Source organism: Geofilum rhodophaeum (assembly GCF_002210225.1).
GTDB lineage: Bacteria > Bacteroidota > Bacteroidia > Bacteroidales > Marinilabiliaceae > Geofilum > Geofilum rhodophaeum.
Genome location: NZ_MWUJ01000007.1, coordinates 1 through 21,067 on the forward strand (window position 1 = coordinate 1; position 21,067 = coordinate 21,067).

The 21,067-nt window shown below is 48.6% G+C and carries 19 protein-coding genes and 1 tRNA gene; 10 read left to right on the forward strand and 10 right to left on the reverse strand.

Going from position 1 to position 21,067, the window contains the following annotated elements:
* Positions 1 to 93 precede the first annotated feature (93 nt).
* The 6 genes from B4W65_RS08160 to nusB form a co-directional block, all read right to left on the reverse strand.
* A complete protein-coding gene (locus tag B4W65_RS08160) occupies positions 94 to 522 on the reverse strand; it encodes a DUF5606 family protein (protein WP_088654659.1) in 429 nt (142 codons plus the stop codon).
* Between the two features lie 113 nt (positions 523 to 635).
* Positions 636 to 1,355, reverse strand: a complete 720-nt coding sequence (locus B4W65_RS08165; protein ID WP_088654660.1) for a TerB family tellurite resistance protein — start codon at positions 1,353 to 1,355, stop codon at positions 636 to 638.
* Positions 1,356 to 1,952 carry a dephospho-CoA kinase gene (gene coaE / locus B4W65_RS08170; RefSeq protein ID WP_088654661.1) on the reverse strand — a complete coding sequence of 199 codons (597 nt, stop codon included), beginning with the start codon at positions 1,950 to 1,952 and terminating at the stop codon, positions 1,356 to 1,358.
* 32 nt (positions 1,953 to 1,984) lie between these two features.
* The gene (locus tag B4W65_RS08175) at positions 1,985 to 3,034 is read right to left on the reverse strand and encodes a CdaR family protein (protein WP_146697746.1); all 1,050 of its coding nucleotides are present in this window, start codon (positions 3,032 to 3,034) and stop codon (positions 1,985 to 1,987) included.
* Between the two features lie 91 nt (positions 3,035 to 3,125).
* Positions 3,126 to 3,443, reverse strand: coding sequence for a preprotein translocase subunit YajC (yajC, locus tag B4W65_RS08180; RefSeq protein WP_240509517.1), 318 nt, complete (start codon positions 3,441 to 3,443; stop codon positions 3,126 to 3,128).
* Positions 3,444 to 3,529: 86 nt separating this feature from the next.
* Positions 3,530 to 4,474 carry a transcription antitermination factor NusB gene (nusB, locus tag B4W65_RS08185; RefSeq protein WP_088654663.1) on the reverse strand — a complete coding sequence of 315 codons (945 nt, stop codon included), beginning with the start codon at positions 4,472 to 4,474 and terminating at the stop codon, positions 3,530 to 3,532.
* 219 nt (positions 4,475 to 4,693) lie between these two features.
* Here nusB and B4W65_RS08190 point away from each other — a divergent pair, with 219 nt between their 5' ends.
* On the forward strand, positions 4,694 to 5,068 hold the full coding sequence (locus B4W65_RS08190; protein WP_088654664.1) for a DUF3276 family protein: 375 nt from the start codon (positions 4,694 to 4,696) through the stop codon (positions 5,066 to 5,068).
* 42 nt (positions 5,069 to 5,110) lie between these two features.
* Here the strand turns inward: B4W65_RS08190 and B4W65_RS08195 are convergent, their stop codons facing one another.
* Positions 5,111 to 5,407, reverse strand: a complete 297-nt coding sequence (locus B4W65_RS08195; protein WP_088654783.1) for a thiamine-binding protein — start codon at positions 5,405 to 5,407, stop codon at positions 5,111 to 5,113.
* Between the two features lie 138 nt (positions 5,408 to 5,545).
* On the opposite strand from B4W65_RS08195, the gene feoB reads away from it, so the two are divergent.
* From feoB to B4W65_RS08210, 3 genes are all read left to right on the forward strand, one after another.
* Positions 5,546 to 8,041, forward strand: coding sequence for a ferrous iron transport protein B (gene feoB, locus B4W65_RS08200; protein WP_088654665.1), 2,496 nt, complete (start codon positions 5,546 to 5,548; stop codon positions 8,039 to 8,041).
* Positions 8,042 to 8,074: 33 nt separating this feature from the next.
* Positions 8,075 to 8,284, forward strand: coding sequence for a FeoB-associated Cys-rich membrane protein (locus B4W65_RS08205; RefSeq protein WP_088654666.1), 210 nt, complete (start codon positions 8,075 to 8,077; stop codon positions 8,282 to 8,284).
* A 125-nt stretch (positions 8,285 to 8,409) separates the two neighbouring features.
* On the forward strand, positions 8,410 to 11,319 hold the full coding sequence (locus B4W65_RS08210; protein WP_088654667.1) for a glycosyl hydrolase 115 family protein: 2,910 nt from the start codon (positions 8,410 to 8,412) through the stop codon (positions 11,317 to 11,319).
* A gap of 467 nt (positions 11,320 to 11,786) precedes the next feature.
* Here the strand turns inward: B4W65_RS08210 and B4W65_RS08215 are convergent, their stop codons facing one another.
* From B4W65_RS08215 to B4W65_RS08230, 3 genes are all read right to left on the reverse strand, one after another.
* A complete protein-coding gene (locus B4W65_RS08215; protein ID WP_088654668.1) occupies positions 11,787 to 12,599 on the reverse strand; it encodes an ADP-ribosylglycohydrolase family protein in 813 nt (270 codons plus the stop codon).
* Between the two features lie 102 nt (positions 12,600 to 12,701).
* Positions 12,702 to 12,785 (reverse strand) — tRNA-Leu (locus B4W65_RS08220).
* A gap of 221 nt (positions 12,786 to 13,006) precedes the next feature.
* A complete protein-coding gene (locus B4W65_RS08230; protein ID WP_088654670.1) occupies positions 13,007 to 15,196 on the reverse strand; it encodes a S9 family peptidase in 2,190 nt (729 codons plus the stop codon).
* Positions 15,197 to 15,385: 189 nt separating this feature from the next.
* On the opposite strand from B4W65_RS08230, the gene thrS reads away from it, so the two are divergent.
* The 6 genes from thrS (at position 15,386) to B4W65_RS17205 (ending at position 20,999) form a co-directional block, all read left to right on the forward strand.
* Entirely contained in the window at positions 15,386 to 17,326 is a 1,941-nt protein-coding gene (thrS, locus tag B4W65_RS08235; protein ID WP_088654784.1) for a threonine--tRNA ligase, read from the forward strand.
* Positions 17,327 to 17,522: 196 nt separating this feature from the next.
* Entirely contained in the window at positions 17,523 to 18,023 is a 501-nt protein-coding gene (gene infC / locus B4W65_RS08240; protein ID WP_146697747.1) for a translation initiation factor IF-3, read from the forward strand.
* Between the two features lie 40 nt (positions 18,024 to 18,063).
* Positions 18,064 to 18,252, forward strand: coding sequence for a 50S ribosomal protein L35 (rpmI, locus tag B4W65_RS08245; RefSeq protein ID WP_449404137.1), 189 nt, complete (start codon positions 18,064 to 18,066; stop codon positions 18,250 to 18,252).
* A gap of 96 nt (positions 18,253 to 18,348) precedes the next feature.
* On the forward strand, positions 18,349 to 18,699 hold the full coding sequence (gene rplT, locus B4W65_RS08250; protein WP_088654673.1) for a 50S ribosomal protein L20: 351 nt from the start codon (positions 18,349 to 18,351) through the stop codon (positions 18,697 to 18,699).
* Positions 18,700 to 18,834: 135 nt separating this feature from the next.
* Positions 18,835 to 19,548, forward strand: coding sequence for a 4-hydroxy-tetrahydrodipicolinate reductase (gene dapB / locus B4W65_RS08255; protein WP_088654674.1), 714 nt, complete (start codon positions 18,835 to 18,837; stop codon positions 19,546 to 19,548).
* A gap of 11 nt (positions 19,549 to 19,559) precedes the next feature.
* The gene (locus tag B4W65_RS17205) at positions 19,560 to 20,999 is read left to right on the forward strand and encodes a S26 family signal peptidase (protein ID WP_146697748.1); all 1,440 of its coding nucleotides are present in this window, start codon (positions 19,560 to 19,562) and stop codon (positions 20,997 to 20,999) included.
* Positions 21,000 to 21,067: the final 68 nt, after the last annotated feature.

The window sequence follows — 21,067 nt, forward strand, 5'->3', positions numbered from 1 at the left end:
TGCAAAGTAAGGTCAAATTTTATCCTCTTCCAAACGAATCAGCTAAAATAAATTTAACCTTGGCTTAACATTCAATCAATCAGGCAAAAAAAATTAAGCCTCTTGCTCCTCTTCGTCCTTAGCCAGCTCTTCCTTATAGCTTTTTACGCTATCGGCAGTGATTATTTCCTTCTCCTTAAGGAGCCGGTACCAGGCAAAAACCTTCTTGATATCCGAAACATAAACCCGCTCTTCATCAAAATCAGGCACCACTTCCTTAAAAGCGGCCTTTAAAGCTTTGGCATCCGACTTGGGATCCACATTCATATCCTTTTCAAAAATTTCGGCAAAGACCTCACCCAGCAAAATATCGCCGTCCATCTTATACATCGAAATATCTTCAAGCGCACTGATCTTGGCACTGGCATAGGCCGGCATGCGCTTCCCATCGATCAACGACTCAACAATTACGCCGTTTTTGGCCTGCGAAACCAGCTTAAACAAACCGGAATATCCGGAAATCGCTAAAATATCCTTAACCATATTCAAAAATTTTGCTGCAAAAATACAATAATACGTGAAAACAACACCACTTATATCACTTTAGCGGAAACTAAAAAAGGAAAGACCTCTGCCTTAAGAGAATAAGCCGGGCCTTAATTCATCCCCCGATCTTTCTTAATTTTCTCATAAGCCTCATTGACCTTCTGAAACTTTTCCTTGGCGGCAGACTGAAATTCTTCGCCCAGATGACTCACTTTATCGGGGTGAAAACGAACAGCCATCTTACGATAAGCCTTTTTTACCTCTTCATCGCTGGCCGAGGCTTCTACTTCAAGTACTTTATAGGCCGAGGCCACATTGTCAAAAAACATATTGAGTACCGACTGGTGATCGGCCATACTGATCCCCATCTTCTGCGAAATGGAAAGCAAAACCTGTCGTTCGCCCCCTTCCAGCGAACCATCGGCCTTACCCAGGGCATAGAGCAAATGAAGCAACTGAATTCGCGATTGATAGTCCATATTGATGCGAATCTGATGGCAAACATCGGTCAGAGGAATCTCCTTATTCAACATTTCCTTCAACAATCCCAGTGCTTCTTTGGTCTGCTCCTCTCCAAGCATTTTGAGCAGGTGCTGTTTTACAAAATCAAGCTCAGAACGCAGCACTTTCCCATCGGCCTTCATTACGGCAGCCATCAAAACAAGCAGCGAAGCCACAAAACCATCGCGCGTACTGCTGCCAGGAAGGCTGTTGCCGCTGTACTGCTCCACATTAATCATATTGCCTATAATGGCACCAATAATGGCCCCGAGGGGACCAGCCATCCACCAGCCAAGGCCGGCACTAAACAGAACTTTTAAAATCTTCATTTACTTATCAAATCTTAAACTCGAAAGAGTCTGATGAATTTTCAAAATTTGGGGAATTACAAGTTTTTGCTCATCGGCCACCACCACATAGGTACTTTGAGCCACCTTGTCGGCCTCGGGCCATTGGTGCGCCATCCGCTGTCGCACGGCAGCTTCCTCACAGCCTTCGCGCTGCATCACCCGGGCAATACGAATGGCCTCAGGAGCCGTCACTGTGAGTACAGCATCCATCTCCCGGGCTGCTCCGTTTTCAAAAAGAAGGGCCGATTCTTTAACAACGTAGGGAACCGACCATTGTTTAAGCCATTGTGTAAAATCGTCGCGCACCACAGGGTGCACGACGGCCTCGGCCTGCTTCAAAAGGTCTTTGTCGGCAAAGACCAGCTGAGCTACCCGGGCACGATCCAAGCTGCCCTCCACATAAACACCTTGCCCAAACAAGGCACTGTAGCCCGCAACAATCAGAGGATGACTATTGGTCAACTCCCTGGCCCGCAAGTCCGAGTTATAAACAGGAACGCCCAAAGCCGAAAAGATCCTTCCCACGGTAGTCTTTCCGCTACCAATTCCTCCTGTTAGTCCCACAACAAAAGCCATAAACCAGTTTTTATCCGGTCACAGGGTCCTCACTAGGGACGCCGGCGTTCCAAAATATATTCAACAAATAAGGGAGAAAAATCGTAGGACTGAATTTGTTCCGGCACGCGTTCGATACGTACCCGAAGGCGGCCTGGCCGCTGGTTCTTCAGCACCTCTGAAGCATCTACCACCGCCCGAAAGTCATTGGCCTGGATAGATTCAAAACGACTTACCCCTGCCCTAAAAGTAAGATCCACAGCTGAAGGAAAAGCCTTTAACCGAAGACTATCGGGTAGGCCTATCACCTGAAGTGTTAGACTAATGGTCTTTTCGGAGAAGGGTTCAACAGGGATGGTAAGTGCAGCTTCACGATGACTAAATTCTACGCTGGGCAGCTGCTCTAAGGCCACCTTCTGCTGGTAAGTCTCACTCAGCGGAGCCACATTCAATGCTTGCGTGGCTATAGCCTCGATGGTATCAACCAGGGAGGCGGGTCCACTTATTATGACCGAATCGGGATTAAAAACCAAATCTCCCGCCTGCAAAAACTGCTTTTCGAAGGCAACATTACCCTTGAGCACAACAGGAACTTTACGATCGCGTATCTTATCTATTTGCAACACCAGAGTGTCCGGCCTCAACTCCACCAGATCCATTCCAACCAACAACTGCTCGCGCACCCGATTCGTTTGACTGCGTGTGAGCACCCAGGCATCGCTTCTATCATTTGAAGCGCTTCGGCGCATCTGAGAAACATCAAAAACAAGGGGGACAAAAGAACGATTCAGCCGCTGCCGAACTATGGTGTAACCATTTGCACGAACCTTTAATTCAATTTTCTGCTCAGTGCCCCCAACCACAATTTCATCGTCGGGCACATTAACAAAGCGAACGGGATAGGAAAAATCGGCCAGATAAGTATCGCGAAGCGCGTTTAAAAACCAAAAAGCGGTAGCTATAAGCAAAAACACAAGGAATACATATACATCCCTATTATTCAGCCATTTGTGCAACAATTCGCCGTGCTTGCTTTTACGCAAACGGAACCACCAGTCGCTCACTTTCTCGCCCAAGGCCATGTTATTCCATATTTTTTTCACCACCCCATCGGTTTTTAAGCACCAGCAAAAAGCCAATGCCTCACAAATGTAAGCATTGGCTTTAAATATTGAAACGGCTTAAGCAAAAAGCTTACTTACGCACGGCGTCGGTCATATCCATGATAATGGCCGATTTGTCGATTTTAATTTCAACTTCTTTAGCGATTTCAACCGACACATAGGCATCCTTAACTTCGGTAACACGACCGTAGATACCCCCGGTAGTAATCACCTTGTCGCCTTTTTTAAGCGACTCGCGGTACTTACGCAGTTCCTTTTGACGCTTCATTTGAGGGCGAATCATAAAGAAGTAAAAAATTACAATTATGGCCAGAAAAGGAAGCAGAGACATCAAAGGATTGGCTGCTTCGGCCGCCTGGGGCGGCATTGATAAAAACAGATTAAACATAGAATTCACTTTTATTATTAACAATTGTTTGACTCTTCTCGCTGTAAACGACCGCAACTCTACCGTGAGCGCGTCCCAATTTACAGCTATTCCATCAAGCCTCTTCCGGTTTTAACCAATACCTTTTCAGCCTGAAAGTGTTCCACTACCTTATCCAAAATACCATTTATAAACTGACTGCTTTTGGGGGTACTGTAATGTTTGGCCAGCTCAATGTATTCGTTGAGTGACACCTTAACAGGAATCTCAGTAAACTCGAGGATCTCTGCCAGGGCAATTTGCATCAAAACAATATCCATGTAGGCCACCCTTTCGAGATCCCAGTTTTGGGCATACTTCTGAATCAGCTCCACAAACTCATTCTGCTTAACCAGCGATTTGCGAAACAGTCTTGTCACAAAATCACGGTCTTCGGCATCCTTAAATTCCGGTTGATAATTCTGCTCGGGGCCCTTGTCTTCCTGAAACTCCTTCAGTGTTTTAATCACCATACTCATAATAAACTCACACTCATCGTTCCAAAAGATGTTGTGCTCTTCGAGTTGATCATACAGCGGTTCGTATTGTGCAATAACCTTTTCCACAATTTTTACAACAAACTTCTGCTGCGAAGCATAATCGTCGGCATCATCGTCCATATAAGCCTCGTAAAGGGGCGATTCAACGATCCGATTAAAGAGGCCACGAATAAGTTCGGGATGTTCTGCCCACGAAAGTGGCGTAACTTCAAGATACCGTTGCAAATGAGGGCCATCGACCAACTGTTGCAATACCGCATTATCGATAAATCGGGTATTGGGATTTAGGTCAGCTGGAGAAGGAATTTTCTTGTTCCGACCTTTTTCTATACGGTTTTTGGCGTAGGCGTGGATATCGGTAATTAACAAAAGAAATAAATGATACAACTCGTACGATTTGGCGATACTCTTGAACAGCTCCTTTTCCATCTCTGGTATGGATACATCACCATTTTTGTTAAAGGCGTAAACCATTTGCATCACCTTTACCCTTAGCAGTCTTCTACTTAGCATTACCGAAAGAACTTTTTGAAAATAAATACTAAAGGCAAATGTAAGAGAAATTTTAAAAACCACAAGCTAATGCGGTCTGCCAGACATTTACAAGGGTTAAAGAAGGCAAATAATGAAGAAATATTGTAAACAAACTTTAGGCGTTTACAAAAATATTTAGCACTTTTGACCATTGTAACCAAAAGCGCTTTTTATTCTAACGCAAAATAACTGATTGAGATGGAAGGATTTGACAAAAATGCAGATTTTGAAAGAAACGACAAAGAGGAGATCTTTTCAAAAGCTGTAAGAGCGGGAAAAAGAACTTACTTTTTTGATGTGAAGGCCACGCGTAAGAACGACTACTACCTAACGCTCACCGAAAGTAAAAAGCGGTTTGAGGACGACGGGCGCTTCTTTTTTGAAAAGCACAAAATTTTTCTTTACAAAGAAGACTTTGACAAGTTTTCCGAGGGTCTGGAAGAGGCCATTGCCTTTATAAAGGAAATCCAGGGAAACGAAGAATCCACAAACGTTTACAAAGAAGAAGAGGAAGTGGAGCAGGTTGCCGGAACCCCCTACAGCAACATAGACTTTGAAGATCTCCACAAATAAGTAAAAACGGCCCGAGGGCCGTTTTTTTTTGCATCAAAATGTTTAATCGTACTTCTCCATTTTATCCAGAATCCGCACCTCTCCTTCAGCACGGCTTTGGATTTTCACATAACACATCAAGGTATCGGCACCGGCCTTGTAGCAGGCCGCCTGCACCTCCTCCACCACCGCCATCAAACGTTCGTAAGTCCCCTCCATTACCGTTTCAAAAGGCGTAACACGGTAAGACACGCCCGAACGCTCAATCACCGCAATGGCCTCATCAACCAGAGCATAGCTGTTTTTATCATGCGCCACGGGTAAAACCTGCACCGCTACGTTCACTACCTTATTTTTCATGGTACAAAAAGTATTAAATGAATAAAAACCCCAAAAATGGGGATTGATGTAAACACCGACAATGCTTACATTTGCCGGTTCAAATAAAACATTCGGCTTGACAAAGGTAAACAACCCAAGCCAAAACCAGGCATCACAATGACATTAGCTGATCTTACCAACGGCCAGGAAGCCATCATCATAAAAGTAAAGGGACACGGTGCCTTCCGGCGCCGGATACTCGAAATGGGCTTCATCAAAGGGAAAAAAGTGACCGTCATTAAAAATGCCCCGCTCAAGGATCCCATCGAATATGAACTACTCAATTACCAGGTATCCCTTCGCCGCAGCGAAGCACGACTGGTAGAAGTGGTGACCATCAGCGACGCACTGGAAGCGGCAGATCCCGAATACCACGGCACCAGCAACGCCGAGGAAGCTCTTGCCAAAGTCGTCAGCGATAAAAGCAAACACATCAACGTAGCCCTGGTGGGCAACCCCAACTGCGGAAAAACGACGCTCTTCAACAATGCCAGTGGATCTTATGAGCACGTGGGTAATTACAGCGGCGTAACGGTCGATGTAAAAACCACCACCTTCGAACATAAGGGCTATACCTTCAACCTCTCAGACCTCCCGGGCACCTATTCGCTATCGGCCTACAGTCCCGAAGAAGTCTTTGTGCGCGACCACATCCGCAAGAAAACACCCGACATCATCATCAATGTAGTGGATGCCTCCAACCTCGAGCGCAACCTCTACCTCACCACCCAGCTCATACACATGGATGTGCAAGTGGTGATTGCCCTCAATATGTACGACGAGTTTCAACGTCGGGGCGACACCCTCGACTACAAGCACCTGGGCAAAATGCTGGGTATGCCCATAGTCCCCACAGTGAGCTCCCGCGGACGCGGCATCAAAAAACTGTTCGACAAGGTCATTGATGTTTACGAAGAGCGCATCGACGAGGCCCGATCGGTTAAGATCAACTTTGGCGAGCAACTCGAAGGCTCCATTCAAAAAGTGGAAGAGCTGATAAAGAACACCAACGAACTTGCTGTAAAATTCCCTCCACGCTTCCTGGCCATAAAGCTGTTGGAGCAGGACAAAAGCTACATCAAATATCTTAAAAAGCGGGAACACCACCAGTTGTTGGACTTGGTGCAGGAACACAAGCAAAAAATTGAAGAATGCCGCAAAGAAGAGGTCGAAACCACCTTTACCGATGCGCGCTACGGCTTCATAGCCGGAGCGCTTAAAGAAACCTACCGCGAGAGTCCCATCAAACGAAGGAGAAGGACCGAAGCCATCGACAACATACTCACGCACAAACTCTTCGGCTTCCCCATCTTTTTCTTCTTCATGTGGCTGATGTTTCAATCGACCTTTACCCTGGGCGCCTACCCTATGGAATGGATCGAGGCAGGCGTGGCAGCATTATCGGGCTATTTGGACGGAATGATGACGGAAGGTTCTTTTAAAGACCTACTTATTGATGGCATCATCGGCGGTGTTGGCGGCGTCATTGTCTTCCTCCCCAACATCCTCATCCTCTTTTTCTTCATATCCTTTATGGAAGATACGGGCTATATGGCACGGGCCGCCTTTATTATGGACAAGGTGATGCACAGAATTGGGCTGCATGGCAAATCCTTCATCCCCCTGATTATGGGTTTTGGCTGCAACGTGCCCGCCATTATGGCCACCCGTACCATCGAAGACCGCAACAGTCGCTTGCTCACCATCCTCATCAACCCCTTTATGTCGTGCAGCGCCCGGCTGCCCGTTTACATTCTATTTATTGCGGCCTTTTTCCCCGACTACCCCGGCACCTTGCTGTTTATTTTATATGGTACCGGCATACTGATAGCTGTTGGAGTGGCCCGACTGTTTAAGCGCTTCATTTTTATTAAAGACGCGGTACCCTTTGTTATGGAGCTGCCCCCCTACCGTCTGCCCACCTTAAAAAGCACAACACGCCACATGTGGTATAAGGGCCGCCAATACCTCCAAAAAATGGGCGGCATCATTCTGGTTGCCTCCATCATCATTTGGTTCCTGGGCTATTTTCCACGTACCGGAAGCAGCAACGAACTCTTTGAAGCAGAACTTTCCGAAACCCGGGGGCACTATGAGCAGCTGTTGCAACAAACACCAGCTAACGAAAAGCAGCATGTCCTTGCCCGGCAGGACAGCCTCGTCCGCAGGATTGAGCAGAAACAGCACCGCCAGCAACAAGAGGAAAGTTATATTGGCCGCATAGGACACGCCATAGAGCCCCTTATTCGCCCCCTGGGCTTCGATTGGAAAATGGGCGTGAGTCTCCTCAGTGGCGTTGCAGCCAAAGAGATTGTAGTAAGCACCATGGGGGTTTTGTACCAGTCGGCCCACGACGAAGAAAACGACAACTCGGTCCTGGTTCAAAACTTACAAAACGATAAGGACAAGGAGGGCAATCCGGTTTTTACGCCCCTGGTAGCCCTCTCCTTTCTGCTGTTTATCTTGATATATTTTCCGTGCATAGCCGTTATTGCCGCCATCAAAAAAGAAACCGGTGCATGGAAATGGGCCACTTTTACCATATTTTACACCACTGCCCTGGCCTGGCTGGTAGCCTTTGCCGTTTATCAAATCGGCAGCCTGTTTGTATAATACGAATTTTATTCAAGCCAAAAAGACAAGACTATGATACAGGACATTCTTACCTATTTGACCGTAACAGCCGCCATTGCATACACCCTGTACAGTTTTTGGCGTGTACTTTTCAGCACTAAGGCAGGCAGCGCATGCAGCAGCGGATGCAGCTCCTGCGGCAGCAAATCGGATCTGTTTGAAGAATTGGCACGTAAACAAAAAGGACCGGCATCAAAAACTGCTCATCGCTCACTTGTGTAAACAGCAACAAAGCTACTAAGCAGGTACCAATACTATAAACGGCCAGCTAAAAACAATCGCGATTTTAGATTTTGTTTGTATATTTGACGGAAATCCATCCAAAGAAATCAAACAAAATCCATAGTATGCGGAAAAAATCACTCCTTCTATTCCTTATCTTTTTGTTTGTCCCCACACTTGTATTAACAGGACAAGCACAAAACTTTTTAAAACACTCCGCCGAAAACCCAATTACCATTGTGGTAGATGCCCACGATGAGCAAACGGTTCTATTGGCTGCGGAAGCACTTTCTAAAGATTTTGAAAAACTAAGCGGAACAGCTGCCAGACTGGTTCACCATATTGACGAAAGCGGAACCGAAGCCATTATTGTAGGCAGTCTGCCATCCCCCCTTCTTCAACAAGTAGAAAAAGAAAGCCGTTACCAAACCCAACTCAGCGAAGACCAGTGGGAGCGTTACAGTATTCAAAGTCTGAAAACTAAAATTGGCCCCATCCGTAAGGCCCTCGTAATTGCAGGCTCCGATAAAAGAGGTGCCGCCTACGGCATTTTCGATCTTTCGCAACAATTGGGCCTCTCGCCCTGGCACTGGTGGGCCGATGTTCGTCCCGAAACTACGCCCAGCCTGGACATCCCTTCTCTTGATATGGTTTCCGAAAGTCCCACCGTCAAATACCGCGGCATCTTTTTGAACGATGAATGCTGGGGACTCAACCCCTGGGCCTCATCCACCTTCGAACCCGAAGAAGGAAACATTGGTCCCGCCACCTACGCTGCTCTTTTCGAGCTGCTGCTGCGGCTTCGTGCCAACTTTATTTGGCCGGCTATGCACCCCTGCACCAATGCCTTTTATAAGAACCCCGACAATCCAAAAACCGCACAGGACTACGGCATTGTGGTTGGCACCTCCCACGCCGAGCCCATGTTACGGAACAATGTGGGCGAATGGGACCACGATCGGTATGGCGACTTCAACTTCTTCAGTAACCGCGACACAGTTCTGTCTTACTGGAACGAAAGAGTGGCGCAAAGTAAAGGCAACGAAAGTGTTTACACCCTGGGCATGCGTGGCATACACGATTCGGGCATGGTGGGTGCCGGAAGTAGAGAAGAACAGCTTGCCGCACTTGAAAACATCATCGACGAGCAACGTAAGCTGCTCGCCACCCACATCAACGCCGACCATTCTCAGGTTCCGCAAGCCTTCACCGCATATAAAGAAGTGCTCGACATCTACGATATGGGCATGCAGCTGCCCGAAGACATTACCCTGGTTTGGCCCGACGACAATTACGGCTATATCAAACGCCTGTCCAATCCCCAAGAGCAAGCACGTAAAGGCGGCAGTGGCATTTACTACCACATTTCCTATTGGGGACGTCCCCACGATTACCTTTGGCTGAGCTCAACCCACCCCACACTTATTTGGGAAGAAATGATTAAGGCGTATCATTTTAATGCACGCAACATCTGGGTAGTGAATGTGGGCGACTTAAAACCTCTGGAATACAATACCCAATTGTTTTTAGATATGGCCTGGGATGCCAAACAGTTCTCCGATCCTACCGCGGTTCGTCGGCACCATAAGCAGTGGTATCAAACCATTTTTGGCCAGGAAAGCGGCAGCAACATCGACGCTATGAAGTGGGATTATCATCAATTAAACTTTGAACGCCGCCCCGAATTTATGGGCTGGAGTCAGACCGAACCCACCCGCAAAGTAAACCCCACCGAATACAAGCATTACGAGGCCGGAGACGAAGCAGGTCGGCGACTCGAAAAATGGGCACAACTCCAAAGCAAAAGTGAAGAGCTGCGCAGGGCGATTCCGCCAAGACTTGACGACGCCTACTTTCAGCTGGTGCATTACCCCGTAAAGGCCGCAGGCTACCTGAACCAACGCATCCTGAAAATGGAAAAGGCAGGCCTATATGCCCAACAGAACCGATTGGCAGCCAACCAACTTGCATTGGAAGCACAGGCGGCCTACGACAGCATTGTTGCCCTTACCAGCTATTACAACAACGAACTCTCGAATGGCAAATGGCAAGGCATGATGTTTCACCAGCCACGCAGTCTCCCCGTATTTGACATGCCGCCGCTGCCCCAATGGACCTTCAATACCACAGCCCATTGGGGACTGGCCATTGAGGGAGATGAACAAATACGCCGCATTAAGGAAATGAAAGGCCCACAATACCTTCCCTCCTTTCATCGCCACACCCAACAAAGCTATTTTGTTGATATTTTTCTGACCAAAAGTGAAGCCTTGGACTGGCAAGCCAGCGCCTCAGAAGATTGGATTAAATTGAGCAACACCGAAGGCCGACTCGATCCGGAAAGTGGATTGTTGCAGCAACGCATTTGGGTATCCATCGACTGGGACAAAGCTCCTGCCAGCGGGCGACCCCGCGGGCAGGTACGCATTGGCAGTTCAGACAAGCAGCACAGCTTGCAAGTGTACGTCAACAATCCCACCACAAATCCCAAAACAGGGCAGCACATTTTTGCTGAAGACCGTGGCAGCATCAGCATCTATGCCGAAAACTACAGCCGTCTGCACAACTCCGAAGCCTTTGGGTGGGAAGTACTGGAAGATTTAGGACATACCGGCGCCTCGGTCTGGGTAAACCCTCTTCAAACCAAGAAAAAGAACTTTGATCCTGAGCTCAAAGACCCCTCCATACTGGAGTACGATTTTTATGCCGATAAAGGAGGAGAAGTCACCCTGCACATCTACACCCTTCCGGTACACCCCCTGCACGAACCTTACAGCAACCGCTTTGCAGTAGCCATTAACGACAACAAGCCGGTGGTGCTCGACCATCGCACCTATGGTCGCAGCGAAACCTGGAAAGAAAACGTATTGCGCAACAGTGCCATCACCAGCATCCCCTATACCCTGTCGGGAGCGGGCTTGCACACCCTTAAAATTCTGGCCCTTGATCCAGGGGTAATCATCGACCGCATCCTCATTGAACGTAACGGAGCCGTGTCGTCCTATTCCCCCCTCACTGAAACCCGTATCAAATAAAACACCAGAGCATAAAAAACTAAAAAACAGAACGATTACAACACAAGCACGATTAACACCAAAAAAGGGCGACTCCGAAGAGTCGCCCTTTCCCATAAACAAACTAAACATCAACTATGCAATAATCATCTGCTGTTCTTTATTTGCGGATTCTTATCTGCTGCCCTTAACCACTTTTGTACTTTCTACCAGACCTGAGCTGTAGATCGTCCGCTTCACATATATTCCGGGAGTTAAAGCATTAAAGTCCGAATCCGTAGGTGCACCAGTAATGGTGAAATAGCTTTCCGAAACAAGCTCCCCCTTATCTGCGGCCACAGGAGCAGCGATGGAGGTAGTAGCTCAATAAATTTAAGGTTAGCAATAGTATTATTAACTTTTAATAACAAAACAAATATAAGCAGGTACTGCAGCTAACAGGTGGACAAATGAAGAAAGCAGGAAGACAAATTTGTAATAAATGAAAACTATTTCGAAGAACGAGCCTGTAATGTATTATCAAAGCGGTTGAGAACAGTCACAAAGTCGGACGGCAAGCGCTCCATAACACCGGAATAAATATCCTCAGGCATATCCCGATAAAAGGGATATGCCATAGCTCCGGCCATACACGCAATGGTATCGCTGTCGCCTCCTATGGAAATGGCCAGGCGAAGAACATCCTCATAAGCGGTCCCGTGATAAAAAGCATAGGCGGCATGACTAAGCACCGTACTGGCACGGAAAACCATATCATGAGGGCGATTCAGCTGACTTATGGAAACACTTGGGTCTATAACAACATCCTTGCCCAGCACCTGCAATTTTGTGCTTTGACTGCGCTCCCCGGAACCCAGCGACCGAACTCTGTAAACGATGCGGGCCATTTGGCCTGCGGAAACAAAGCCTTCCCCGCTCGGATGCGTAGCAAGCGCAGACGCATCTGCAGCAGCAGAGACTTCCTCCATAGAGTTAAACCAATAGGCCAGCGGAGGCACACGCATAGCTGCTCCGGCTGCGTAAGAAACCACATCGCCGGCCGTCCCTTTCTGATGTACCCAGGCCATAAACATATCGCCATAACCGGCATCGGGATAGCGCAGCGCATATTCCCTTAATCGCACTTCGTAAGGAACACCGCTCATTAAGGCATCGGCAATGGCAACCGTCAATACGGTATCGTCGGTAAACCTGCTCCATCTACCAAATAAGCGAAAGTCGGTCCTTCTGGTATTAAAGGATTCGTACTTTGAACCAATCACATCGCCGGCAATTCCGCCCAGCAAAACAGGCACCTTCATTTGAATTGTTTTCAGTTTCTTACAAACCCAAATATCGGTAGAAAAACTTTAGTATTTAAATAAAAAAAAGCCTCCCGGAGAAACTCCGAGAGGCTTTTTCAGTGCCCAGAACAGGACTCGAACCTGCACGTACTTGCGTACACTAGTCCCTGAAACTAGCGCGTCTACCAATTCCGCCATCTGGGCGGGTCACTGCTTGCTGTCGCTTTTTGTTTTCAGCGATGCAAAGGTAGAAAACATTCCTATTCTGCCAAGCGATGAGGGCAAAAAAAAACACAAATCAAGAAAGATTTTTTCACCCTTCCAGCGCTCAAAAAAAGAGAGCTGCCCTAAGCAACTCTCTTTTAAATCGTAAGGCCCACTGCCCCATTCCAGCCTACTGAGCCGAACAGGACTAATGGTCACACCTATTTGAGCCAGCGCTCCAAATAATCGAATTTCATTTGAAACAAATGCATACGTGCATTACCGCCTCTTATACTGTGATCGCGGTTGGGATATACAAACATATCGAACTGTTTGCCCGCCTGCACCAGCGCATCGGCATACTCATAAGTGTTTTGCACATGCACATTATCGTCGGCCGTACCATGTATTAAAAACAAACGACCCGCCAACTGATCGGCCAAATCCAGCGGCGACCAACTGTTGTAGCCGGCAGGATTTTCACGCGGCATACGCATAAATCGCTCGGTATAGGCTGTGTCGTAAAACTTCCAGTGCGTAACAGGAGCCACCGCAATACCAGCCTTAAACAGGTCGCTGCGACTCATCGAGAGGGCCGTCATAAAGCCGCCGTAGCTCCAGCCGTAAATGGCGATGCGTTCGGCATCTACATAGGGCAAAGCACCCAAGTGCCTGGCGGCACTGATCTGGTCGTCGCTCTCCAGCTTACCCAACTGCATGTAGGTCTGCTTTAAAAACTCCTCACCCCGTGCACCGGTACCGCGACCGTCCACACAAGCCACCACATAACCCTTTGCAGCCAAATAATGTTCCCAGCCCATACTCCAGCGATCGAGCACCTGTTGCGAGGCGGGACCGCTGTACTGGGTCATGACCAGCGGATAAGTGGCCGACTCAGAAAATCCTGAAGGCTTGAGCAGCCAGCCATTCAACGCCACCCCTTCGGGCGTAGTAAAAGTAAAAAACTCCTTTTGCGGCAAGTCAAAACCCTTCACCCGCTGCAGCAAGACTTTATTGTCCTCCAACACCCGCTGCTCGCGACCGCGACTGTCGTACACCGCATACACCGGCGGCGTTTTTACCGTTTCGTAAGAAGTAATGTAGTACGAAAAATCCTTACTGAACCAGGCCCTGTTGGTGCCCTCACGCGGCGTCAAACGCGTAAGCCGCGTACCATCCATGCGCACCGAGTACACCTCCCGACGCAGCGGCGAGGTCGCCGCTGCCTGAAAATAAAACAGCTTATTCTTCGCATCAAAGCCATAATAATCCGTCACCTCCCATTCTCCCGAAGTCAGCTGACGCACCTTCAAACCATCCTTGCCGTACAAATGCAAATGCCGGTAGCCATCCTCCTCAGCCACATAAACAAAATGCCGGCCATCCTCCAAAAAGTGCACATTATCGAGCACCTCCTCGCTGATGTAGCGCTTGTTGCGGTCGGTAAGTATGGAGCGCGCTACCCCCGAAGCCGAATTCACCAGGTACAAATTCAGCACATCCTGCCGGCGATTCAAAGTCAACACCGCCAACTCATCAGCCGCTCCCGTCCATTGAAGTCGCGGCACATAGCCCTCCTCAGCCGGCAAATCCATCAACTTTGTGGTGCGCTGCCGCAGATTGTAGACATGTACCCCCACCTGCGCATTTTTGCTGCCCGCTTTCGGATACTTATAGCGATAACTGCCCGGGTAAAGCTCAAACTCCTTACGCTCGGGATGCGAAGCCTGGTAGAGCGGAAAACTGTAGGCATCCACCTCCAACTCGTTGAACTTCAGGAAGGCCAGCTCCTCACTGTCGCCCGACCACGCAAAAGCCCGGCTAAAACCAAACTCCTCCTCGTACACCCAATCGGGCACCCCATTAATGAGCGTATCGCGCGCGCCATCGCTGGTCACCGCCGTCTCCGTACCAAAGCGCAAATTTTTAATGAATAGATCGTTGTCGCGGACAAAAGCCACCTTGTAACCATCAGGCGCAAAGGCAGCCGCCTGTTGCGCCCCCTTCTCCGACAGCGCTTCAATTTCCTTACGGGCAATATCGATCACATAATAATCGGCCGTGAAAGAACGTCGGTAAATCGGCGCCTTGTTCACATAAGCAAGAACCTTATCTTCCTTCTCACTCAATTCATAATCCTCAATTTTTTGAATAGGGGTCGACTTTAAGGCAGGCACATCCACCAGAACTTCCACCGCCTTGCCCGAGTCATAGGCATACTTTACAATTTTACTGCCGTTATCCTCCAACACCGTATAATGCCTGCCGTCCTTCATCGGCCGCATCTGTTGCAAACCCTTTGCAGTAAAAGTACCCCGTTGCACAAAATCGGCCAATTCCGCCTCCTTCTTTTGCGCCGGAAGCGCCACAGTCAGACAAATAGCCCCAAGCACCAACAAAAATCTCTTCATCGTATATCCTTCAAATTAAAACTAAAGATTTCACACAAAAATAGTGCACTCGGGCAAAGATATCAAAAAGCATTCCACCACCCGCTCAAAACCACACATGCATTTGAACTTAATGAGCATCCCCTTTTGCGTACCACACAAAAAATGTATCTTTGCATGTTTCAAAACAAGCAAATAATAACACCCAACATGATAAAAATAACACTGCCCGATCAATCGGTACGTGAATACGAAGCAGGCGTAACCGGTTACGAAATTGCCCAGAGCATCAGTCCCCGACTGGCCAAAGAAGTGCTCAGCATTACCGTTAACGACCAGCTGTGGGACCTTTCGCGGCCCATTTCAGGCGACGCCAGCATCAAACTGCACAAGTGGGAAGACGACGAAGGCAAACACGCCTTTTGGCACTCCTCGGCCCACCTTTTGGCCGAAGCCCTGCAAGCCCTCTATCCCGGCATTAAATTCGGCATTGGTCCCGCCATCGAAAACGGCTTTTACTACGACGTAGATCCCGGCGACACCGTCATTACCGAAGCCGATGTGCCCAGGATTGAAAAGAAAATGCAGGAACTGGCCCGCGAAAAAAACGAATACAAGCGGCGCGAAGTCTCCAAAAAAGACGCCCTCAGCTTTTTCAGTCACGACCCCTACAAAGTAGAACTGATAACCGACCTCGAAGACGGCACCATCAGTTTTTATGAGCAGGGCAGCTTCACCGACCTATGTCGCGGACCTCACCTGCCCAGTACCGAGCCCATTAAAGCCGTTAAAGTACTGAGTCTGGCCGGCGCCTACTGGCGCGGCGACGAAAAGCGCAAGCAGCTCACCCGGGTTTACGGCATCACCTTTCCCAAGCAAAAAATGCTGGAAGAATACCTGGTACAACTCGAAGAAGCCCAGAAACGCGACCACCGCAAAATTGGCAAAGAACTCGACCTCTTCACCTTCAGCGCCAAAGTAGGTCAGGGACTGCCCCTTTGGATGCCCAAAGGGGCCAAACTGCGCGAGCGTTTGGAAAACTTCCTTAAAAAAGTACAGGTAAAATACGGCTACGACCCCGTAATTACCCCGCATATCGGACAAAAAGAACTCTACGAAACCTCGGGCCACTACGCCAAGTACGGCGCCGACTCCTTCCAGCCCATCCACACCCCGGCCGAAGGCGAAGAGTTTTTGCTCAAGCCCATGAACTGTCCCCACCACTGCGAAATCTACAAGGCACGGCCCCGCTCCTACCGCGACCTGCCCATCCGTTTCGCAGAATTCGGAACCGTTTACCGCTACGAGCAGAGCGGCGAGCTGCACGGACTCACACGGGTACGCGGCTTTACCCAGGACGACGCCCACATATTCTGTCGCCCCGACCAGCTCAAGGACGAGTTTAAAAAAGTAATCGACATCATATTCTACATCTTTAAAGCCCTCGACTTTAAAGATTACATTGCACAGATATCCTTGCGCGACCCCAACAACACCGAGAAATACATCGGTTCGGACGAGAACTGGGAGAAAGCAGAAAGCGCCATTATAGAAGCCTGTGCCGAAAAAGGCCTCAACACCACCACAGAGACAGGTGAAGCCGCCTTTTACGGACCCAAGCTCGACTTTATGGTACGCGACGCCCTCGGCCGCAAGTGGCAGCTGGGCACCATCCAGGTCGATTACAACCTGCCCGAGCGCTTCGAGCTCGAGTACATCGGTCAGGACAACACCGCCCACCGTCCCATTATGATACACCGCGCCCCCTTCGGAAGCATGGAGCGCTTTGTAGCCGTATTGATTGAGCACACAGCCGGTAAATTTCCCCTGTGGCTCACGCCCGAACAAGCCGTTATTTTGCCCATCAGCGAAAAATACAACGACTACGCCAAAGAGCTGCAAAAGCAACTCAACAAAGCCGAAGTACGCACCATATTGGACGACCGCAATGAGAAAATCGGAAAGAAAATCCGCGACAACGAACTCAAGCGCATTCCCTACCTCCTTATAGTAGGAGAAAAGGAAGCCGAAGAGGGCACGGTATCGGTGCGCCGTCAGGGCGAAGGCGACAAAGGCAGCATGAAAGTGGAAGAATTCATCCGCTTCATCAACGCCGAAGTAGAAGGCATGCTCGAAGAAATTGACGCCTGAGCGAGAAACAAAGACACAGACGAATAAAATTGCTGAAAAAAAATTCGGCAATATATTTATTCGTCTGACTTTGATTACATATCTTTGCAGCCTGAAAAACTGAATTTAAGCAAGTACTAATTAATCATAGGAGGACCGGATTATAAGACCAAGAAGAAATCAGGGACAAGCCCCCAAAGATGAATTCAATTACAGAATCAACAATCAGATTCGTATTCCCCAGGTACGCCTGGTAGGTGACAACATTGAAAATCCAGGGGTGTTCGCTACAAGCGAGGCACTTAAAATGGCCGATGCGCTTGAGCTAGACCTGGTGGAAATTTCCCCCAAGGCCGACCCGCCCGTCTGCAGAATCATCGATTATCAAAAGTTCCTGTACCAACAGCGAAAGAAGCAGAAAGAACTCAAGCAGAAAACCGTTCAGGTTTCTGTAAAGGAAATTCGCTTCGGACCCAATACCGATGAACACGATTACAACTTTAAGCTGAAACATGCCGAAAAGTTTTTGAAAGACGGGGACAAGGTAAAAGCCTTCGTGTTTTTCAAAGGACGAAGTATCCTTTTTAAAGACAAAGGAGAAATTTTGTTGTTACGTTTTGCCCAGGAACTCGAGGAATTGGGAAAAGTAGAACAGCTGCCCAAATTGGAAGGAAAGCGTATGACCATGTTCATTGCGCCCAAAACCAAAAAGAAGTAAGGCACTTTTAATCAACTAAATATATACAACAATGCCAAAGATGAAAACGAATTCCGGTGCAAAGAAGCGTTTCACCATCACCGGAAGCGGAAAAATTAAGCGTAAACACGCTTTCAAAAGCCACATTTTGACCAAGAAGTCGACCAAGCGTAAGAGAAATCTGACCTATGCGACCCTGGTTAACAAGGCCGACGAAAGCAATGTGAAGCTGTTGCTGGCTATGAAATAGTCGTAAACACAAGCTTCAACAACAAATTATTAATCTGAATGACTTAGCCGAAAAGCTTCCGAAAGGGAACGCTAACCATTCGAAAAACAGTAGAAAATGCCAAGATCAGTAAATGCTGTTGCTTCAAGAGCACGTAGAAAAAAGATTTTAAAACTTACCAAAGGCTACTTTGGAAGAAGGAAAAACGTATGGACCGTTGCCAAGAACACCTGGGAAAAAGGTCAACAGTTTGCTTACCGCGACCGTAAGCGCAAAAAAGGCCACTTCAGAGCATTGTGGATTCAGCGTATCAACGCTGCTGCCCGTCTCGAAGGCATCTCTTACAGCAAGTTAATGGGCCTGTTGGCGAAAGAAGACATTCGCATCAACCGCAAAGTATTGGCCGACCTTGCCATGAATCATCCCGATGCATTTAAGGCCGTAGTAAAAAAAGCCACCAAAGCATAACCGCACGTCGGTTTACTACATAGTAAAAGCGCTTCCTAAAAGAAGCGCTTTTTTTGTATCTTTGTGTGTCGCACCTCAAAACCCTACAAGCGCGGCACAGTAATTGCAAAATCAGAAACAAAAAAATAAGACTTTATGAAAATTGCACTGATCGGATACGGCAAAATGGGAAAAACCATTGAGAAAATAGCGCAGGACCGCGGCCACGAAGTAGTGGCACGCATCGACCCCTTCAACGGCGAAGACTTCAGCTCAGCAGGCTTTCCCACCGCCGACGTAGTCATCGAGTTTACCCGTCCCGAAGCCGCCTACGACAACTACATGGCCTGTTTCAAACACAATTTGCCCGTTGTATCCGGCACCACCGGCTGGCTCGACAAACTGCCCGAAATCAAAAAAATGTGCGAAAACGGACAAACCTTCTTCTACGCCTCCAACTTCAGCATCGGCGTCAATCTTTTTTTCCAGCTCAACAAGCAACTGGCCAGACTCATGAACGCCCACAACGATTACGAAGTGAGCATGGTTGAAGTGCACCACACCCAAAAGCTTGATGCCCCCAGTGGTACCGCCATTACCCTGGCCGAAGGCCTCATCGAAAACCTCGACCGCAAAAGCAAATGGGAGCTCGACAAGCAATCAACCCCCGACGCCATAGCCATAGAAGCACAACGCGAAGGCGAAGTCCCCGGCATCCACACCATTAAATACGAATCCGAAGTGGACGAAATCACCATTCACCACAGTGCCAAATCGCGCCAGGGTTTTGCCTTAGGTGCCGTAATTGCAGCAGAATTTGCCGCCAAAAACAAAGGTTTCCTCACCATGTCGGATCTCCTTAAACTCTAACACAAGCATCCATGAACTTTAAAGACATCTCCCTGGCCAGAAAAATAAAATTTGCCCTGGCCGCCCTCCTTTACCTCCTTGTAGTAATATGGATCGGCAACTACTGGCTGCTGGCGGGACTCGCCATCGTCTTCGACATCTACATCAGTCGCTTCATCCCCTGGGGCAGTTGGAAAAAAGGCAAAGACGGCAAAAAGCCCTCCGCCCTGGTCGAGTGGATCGACGCCCTGGTCTTTGCCCTCGTGGCCGTATACATGATCAACCTCTTTCTGTTTCAGAACTACAAAATCCCCACCTCCTCCCTCGAAAAGACCATGTTGGTGGGCGATCATCTCTTTGTAAGTAAAGTAAGCTACGGTCCCCGTATGCCCAACACCCCCATCGCCTTTCCCCTGGTGCAAAACACCTTTCCCCTACTCAACACCAAGTCGTACACCGAATGGCCCAAGTGGGATTATAAGCGCCTGAAAGGTTTTGGTAAAGTAGAACGCGACGACATCGTCGTTTTCAACTTCCCCACCGGCGACACCGTAGCCTTTAATCGAACCAACCCCGATTATTACGTGAGCATACGCGAACTCGGCTACAATCAGGTAGCCCAGAATCCCCAACTGCTTCGTGACAAAACATTCAACAGCGAATACCAACAGCGCATGTTCATCAACGAACTGGGTCGCACCATCATCGCCAACAACAAAGCCAGCTTTGGTGAAGTACTGTACCGCCCCGTTGACCGGCGCGACAATTACGTAAAACGCTGCGTAGCACTGCCCGGCGACCTCTTCGAGATTCGCGACAACCAGATTTACATCAACGGAGAAGCCGTGGACAATCCCGAAAACCTGCAGCACAACTACCATCTGATTACCGACGGCACCCGTCTGAACCAGCGCTTCTTTGAGCGCCTCGGCATCTCCGAAGACGACCGCCTAGAAGGCGGCAACGGTCCCCACTACCTCCTGCCCATGACCGAAAGCATGGCCGAAGAAGTGCGCCAGTACCCCTTCGTACAAAGCCTCGAGAAAGACCTAGTCCGTCCCAACAACAGCGGCCTGCAAGTCTTCCCCTACAGCAGAAACTTCAACTGGAGTCGCGACAACTACGGCCCCCTTAAAATGCCCGCACGCGGCGAAACCGTGGCCCTCAATATCGACAACATCTTGCTGTACGAGCGCATCATCACCGCCTACGAAGGGCACACCCTCGAAGTAAAAGACAATCAAATTTACATCGACGGACAAGTCGCCGACAGCTACACCTTCGAAATGGACTACTACTTTATGCTTGGCGACAACCGCCATAAGTCCGCCGACAGTCGCTACTGGGGCTTTGTACCCGAAGACCACATCGTAGGCCGTCCCCTGCTGGTATGGCTCTCCCTCAACAAAGACAAGAGCTTCCCCGGCAACATCCGGTGGAACCGCTTCTTTAAATGGGTTAAAAACGATTAACAACAGCAACAAACAGGCAGCGTGCATCACCCCAAACAAGGACGCACGCTGCTTTTTCATTTCACCAC

What these genes read in the sequence shown, in the direction of transcription:
- B4W65_RS08160 (WP_088654659.1), bottom strand. Translation starts at nt 522, where the DNA reads ATGGTTAAGGATATTTTAGCGATTTCCGGATATTCCGGTTTGTTTAAG.
- B4W65_RS08165 (WP_088654660.1), bottom strand. Translation starts at nt 1,355, where the DNA reads ATGAAGATTTTAAAAGTTCTGTTTAGTGCCGGCCTTGGCTGGTGGATG.
- coaE (WP_088654661.1), bottom strand. Translation starts at nt 1,952, where the DNA reads ATGGCTTTTGTTGTGGGACTAACAGGAGGAATTGGTAGCGGAAAGACT.
- yajC (WP_240509517.1), bottom strand. Translation starts at nt 3,443, where the DNA reads ATGTTTAATCTGTTTTTATCAATGCCGCCCCAGGCGGCCGAAGCAGCC.
- nusB (WP_088654663.1), bottom strand. Translation starts at nt 4,474, where the DNA reads ATGCTAAGTAGAAGACTGCTAAGGGTAAAGGTGATGCAAATGGTTTAC.
- B4W65_RS08190 (WP_088654664.1), top strand. Translation starts at nt 4,694, where the DNA reads ATGGAAGGATTTGACAAAAATGCAGATTTTGAAAGAAACGACAAAGAG.
- B4W65_RS08195 (WP_088654783.1), bottom strand. Translation starts at nt 5,407, where the DNA reads ATGAAAAATAAGGTAGTGAACGTAGCGGTGCAGGTTTTACCCGTGGCG.
- feoB (WP_088654665.1), top strand. Translation starts at nt 5,546, where the DNA reads ATGACATTAGCTGATCTTACCAACGGCCAGGAAGCCATCATCATAAAA.
- B4W65_RS08205 (WP_088654666.1), top strand. Translation starts at nt 8,075, where the DNA reads ATGATACAGGACATTCTTACCTATTTGACCGTAACAGCCGCCATTGCA.
- B4W65_RS08210 (WP_088654667.1), top strand. Translation starts at nt 8,410, where the DNA reads ATGCGGAAAAAATCACTCCTTCTATTCCTTATCTTTTTGTTTGTCCCC.
- B4W65_RS08215 (WP_088654668.1), bottom strand. Translation starts at nt 12,599, where the DNA reads ATGAAGGTGCCTGTTTTGCTGGGCGGAATTGCCGGCGATGTGATTGGT.
- B4W65_RS08230 (WP_088654670.1), bottom strand. Translation starts at nt 15,196, where the DNA reads ATGAAGAGATTTTTGTTGGTGCTTGGGGCTATTTGTCTGACTGTGGCG.
- thrS (WP_088654784.1), top strand. Translation starts at nt 15,386, where the DNA reads ATGATAAAAATAACACTGCCCGATCAATCGGTACGTGAATACGAAGCA.
- rpmI (WP_449404137.1), top strand. Translation starts at nt 18,064, where the DNA reads ATGAAAACGAATTCCGGTGCAAAGAAGCGTTTCACCATCACCGGAAGC.
- rplT (WP_088654673.1), top strand. Translation starts at nt 18,349, where the DNA reads ATGCCAAGATCAGTAAATGCTGTTGCTTCAAGAGCACGTAGAAAAAAG.
- dapB (WP_088654674.1), top strand. Translation starts at nt 18,835, where the DNA reads ATGAAAATTGCACTGATCGGATACGGCAAAATGGGAAAAACCATTGAG.
- B4W65_RS17205 (WP_146697748.1), top strand. Translation starts at nt 19,560, where the DNA reads ATGAACTTTAAAGACATCTCCCTGGCCAGAAAAATAAAATTTGCCCTG.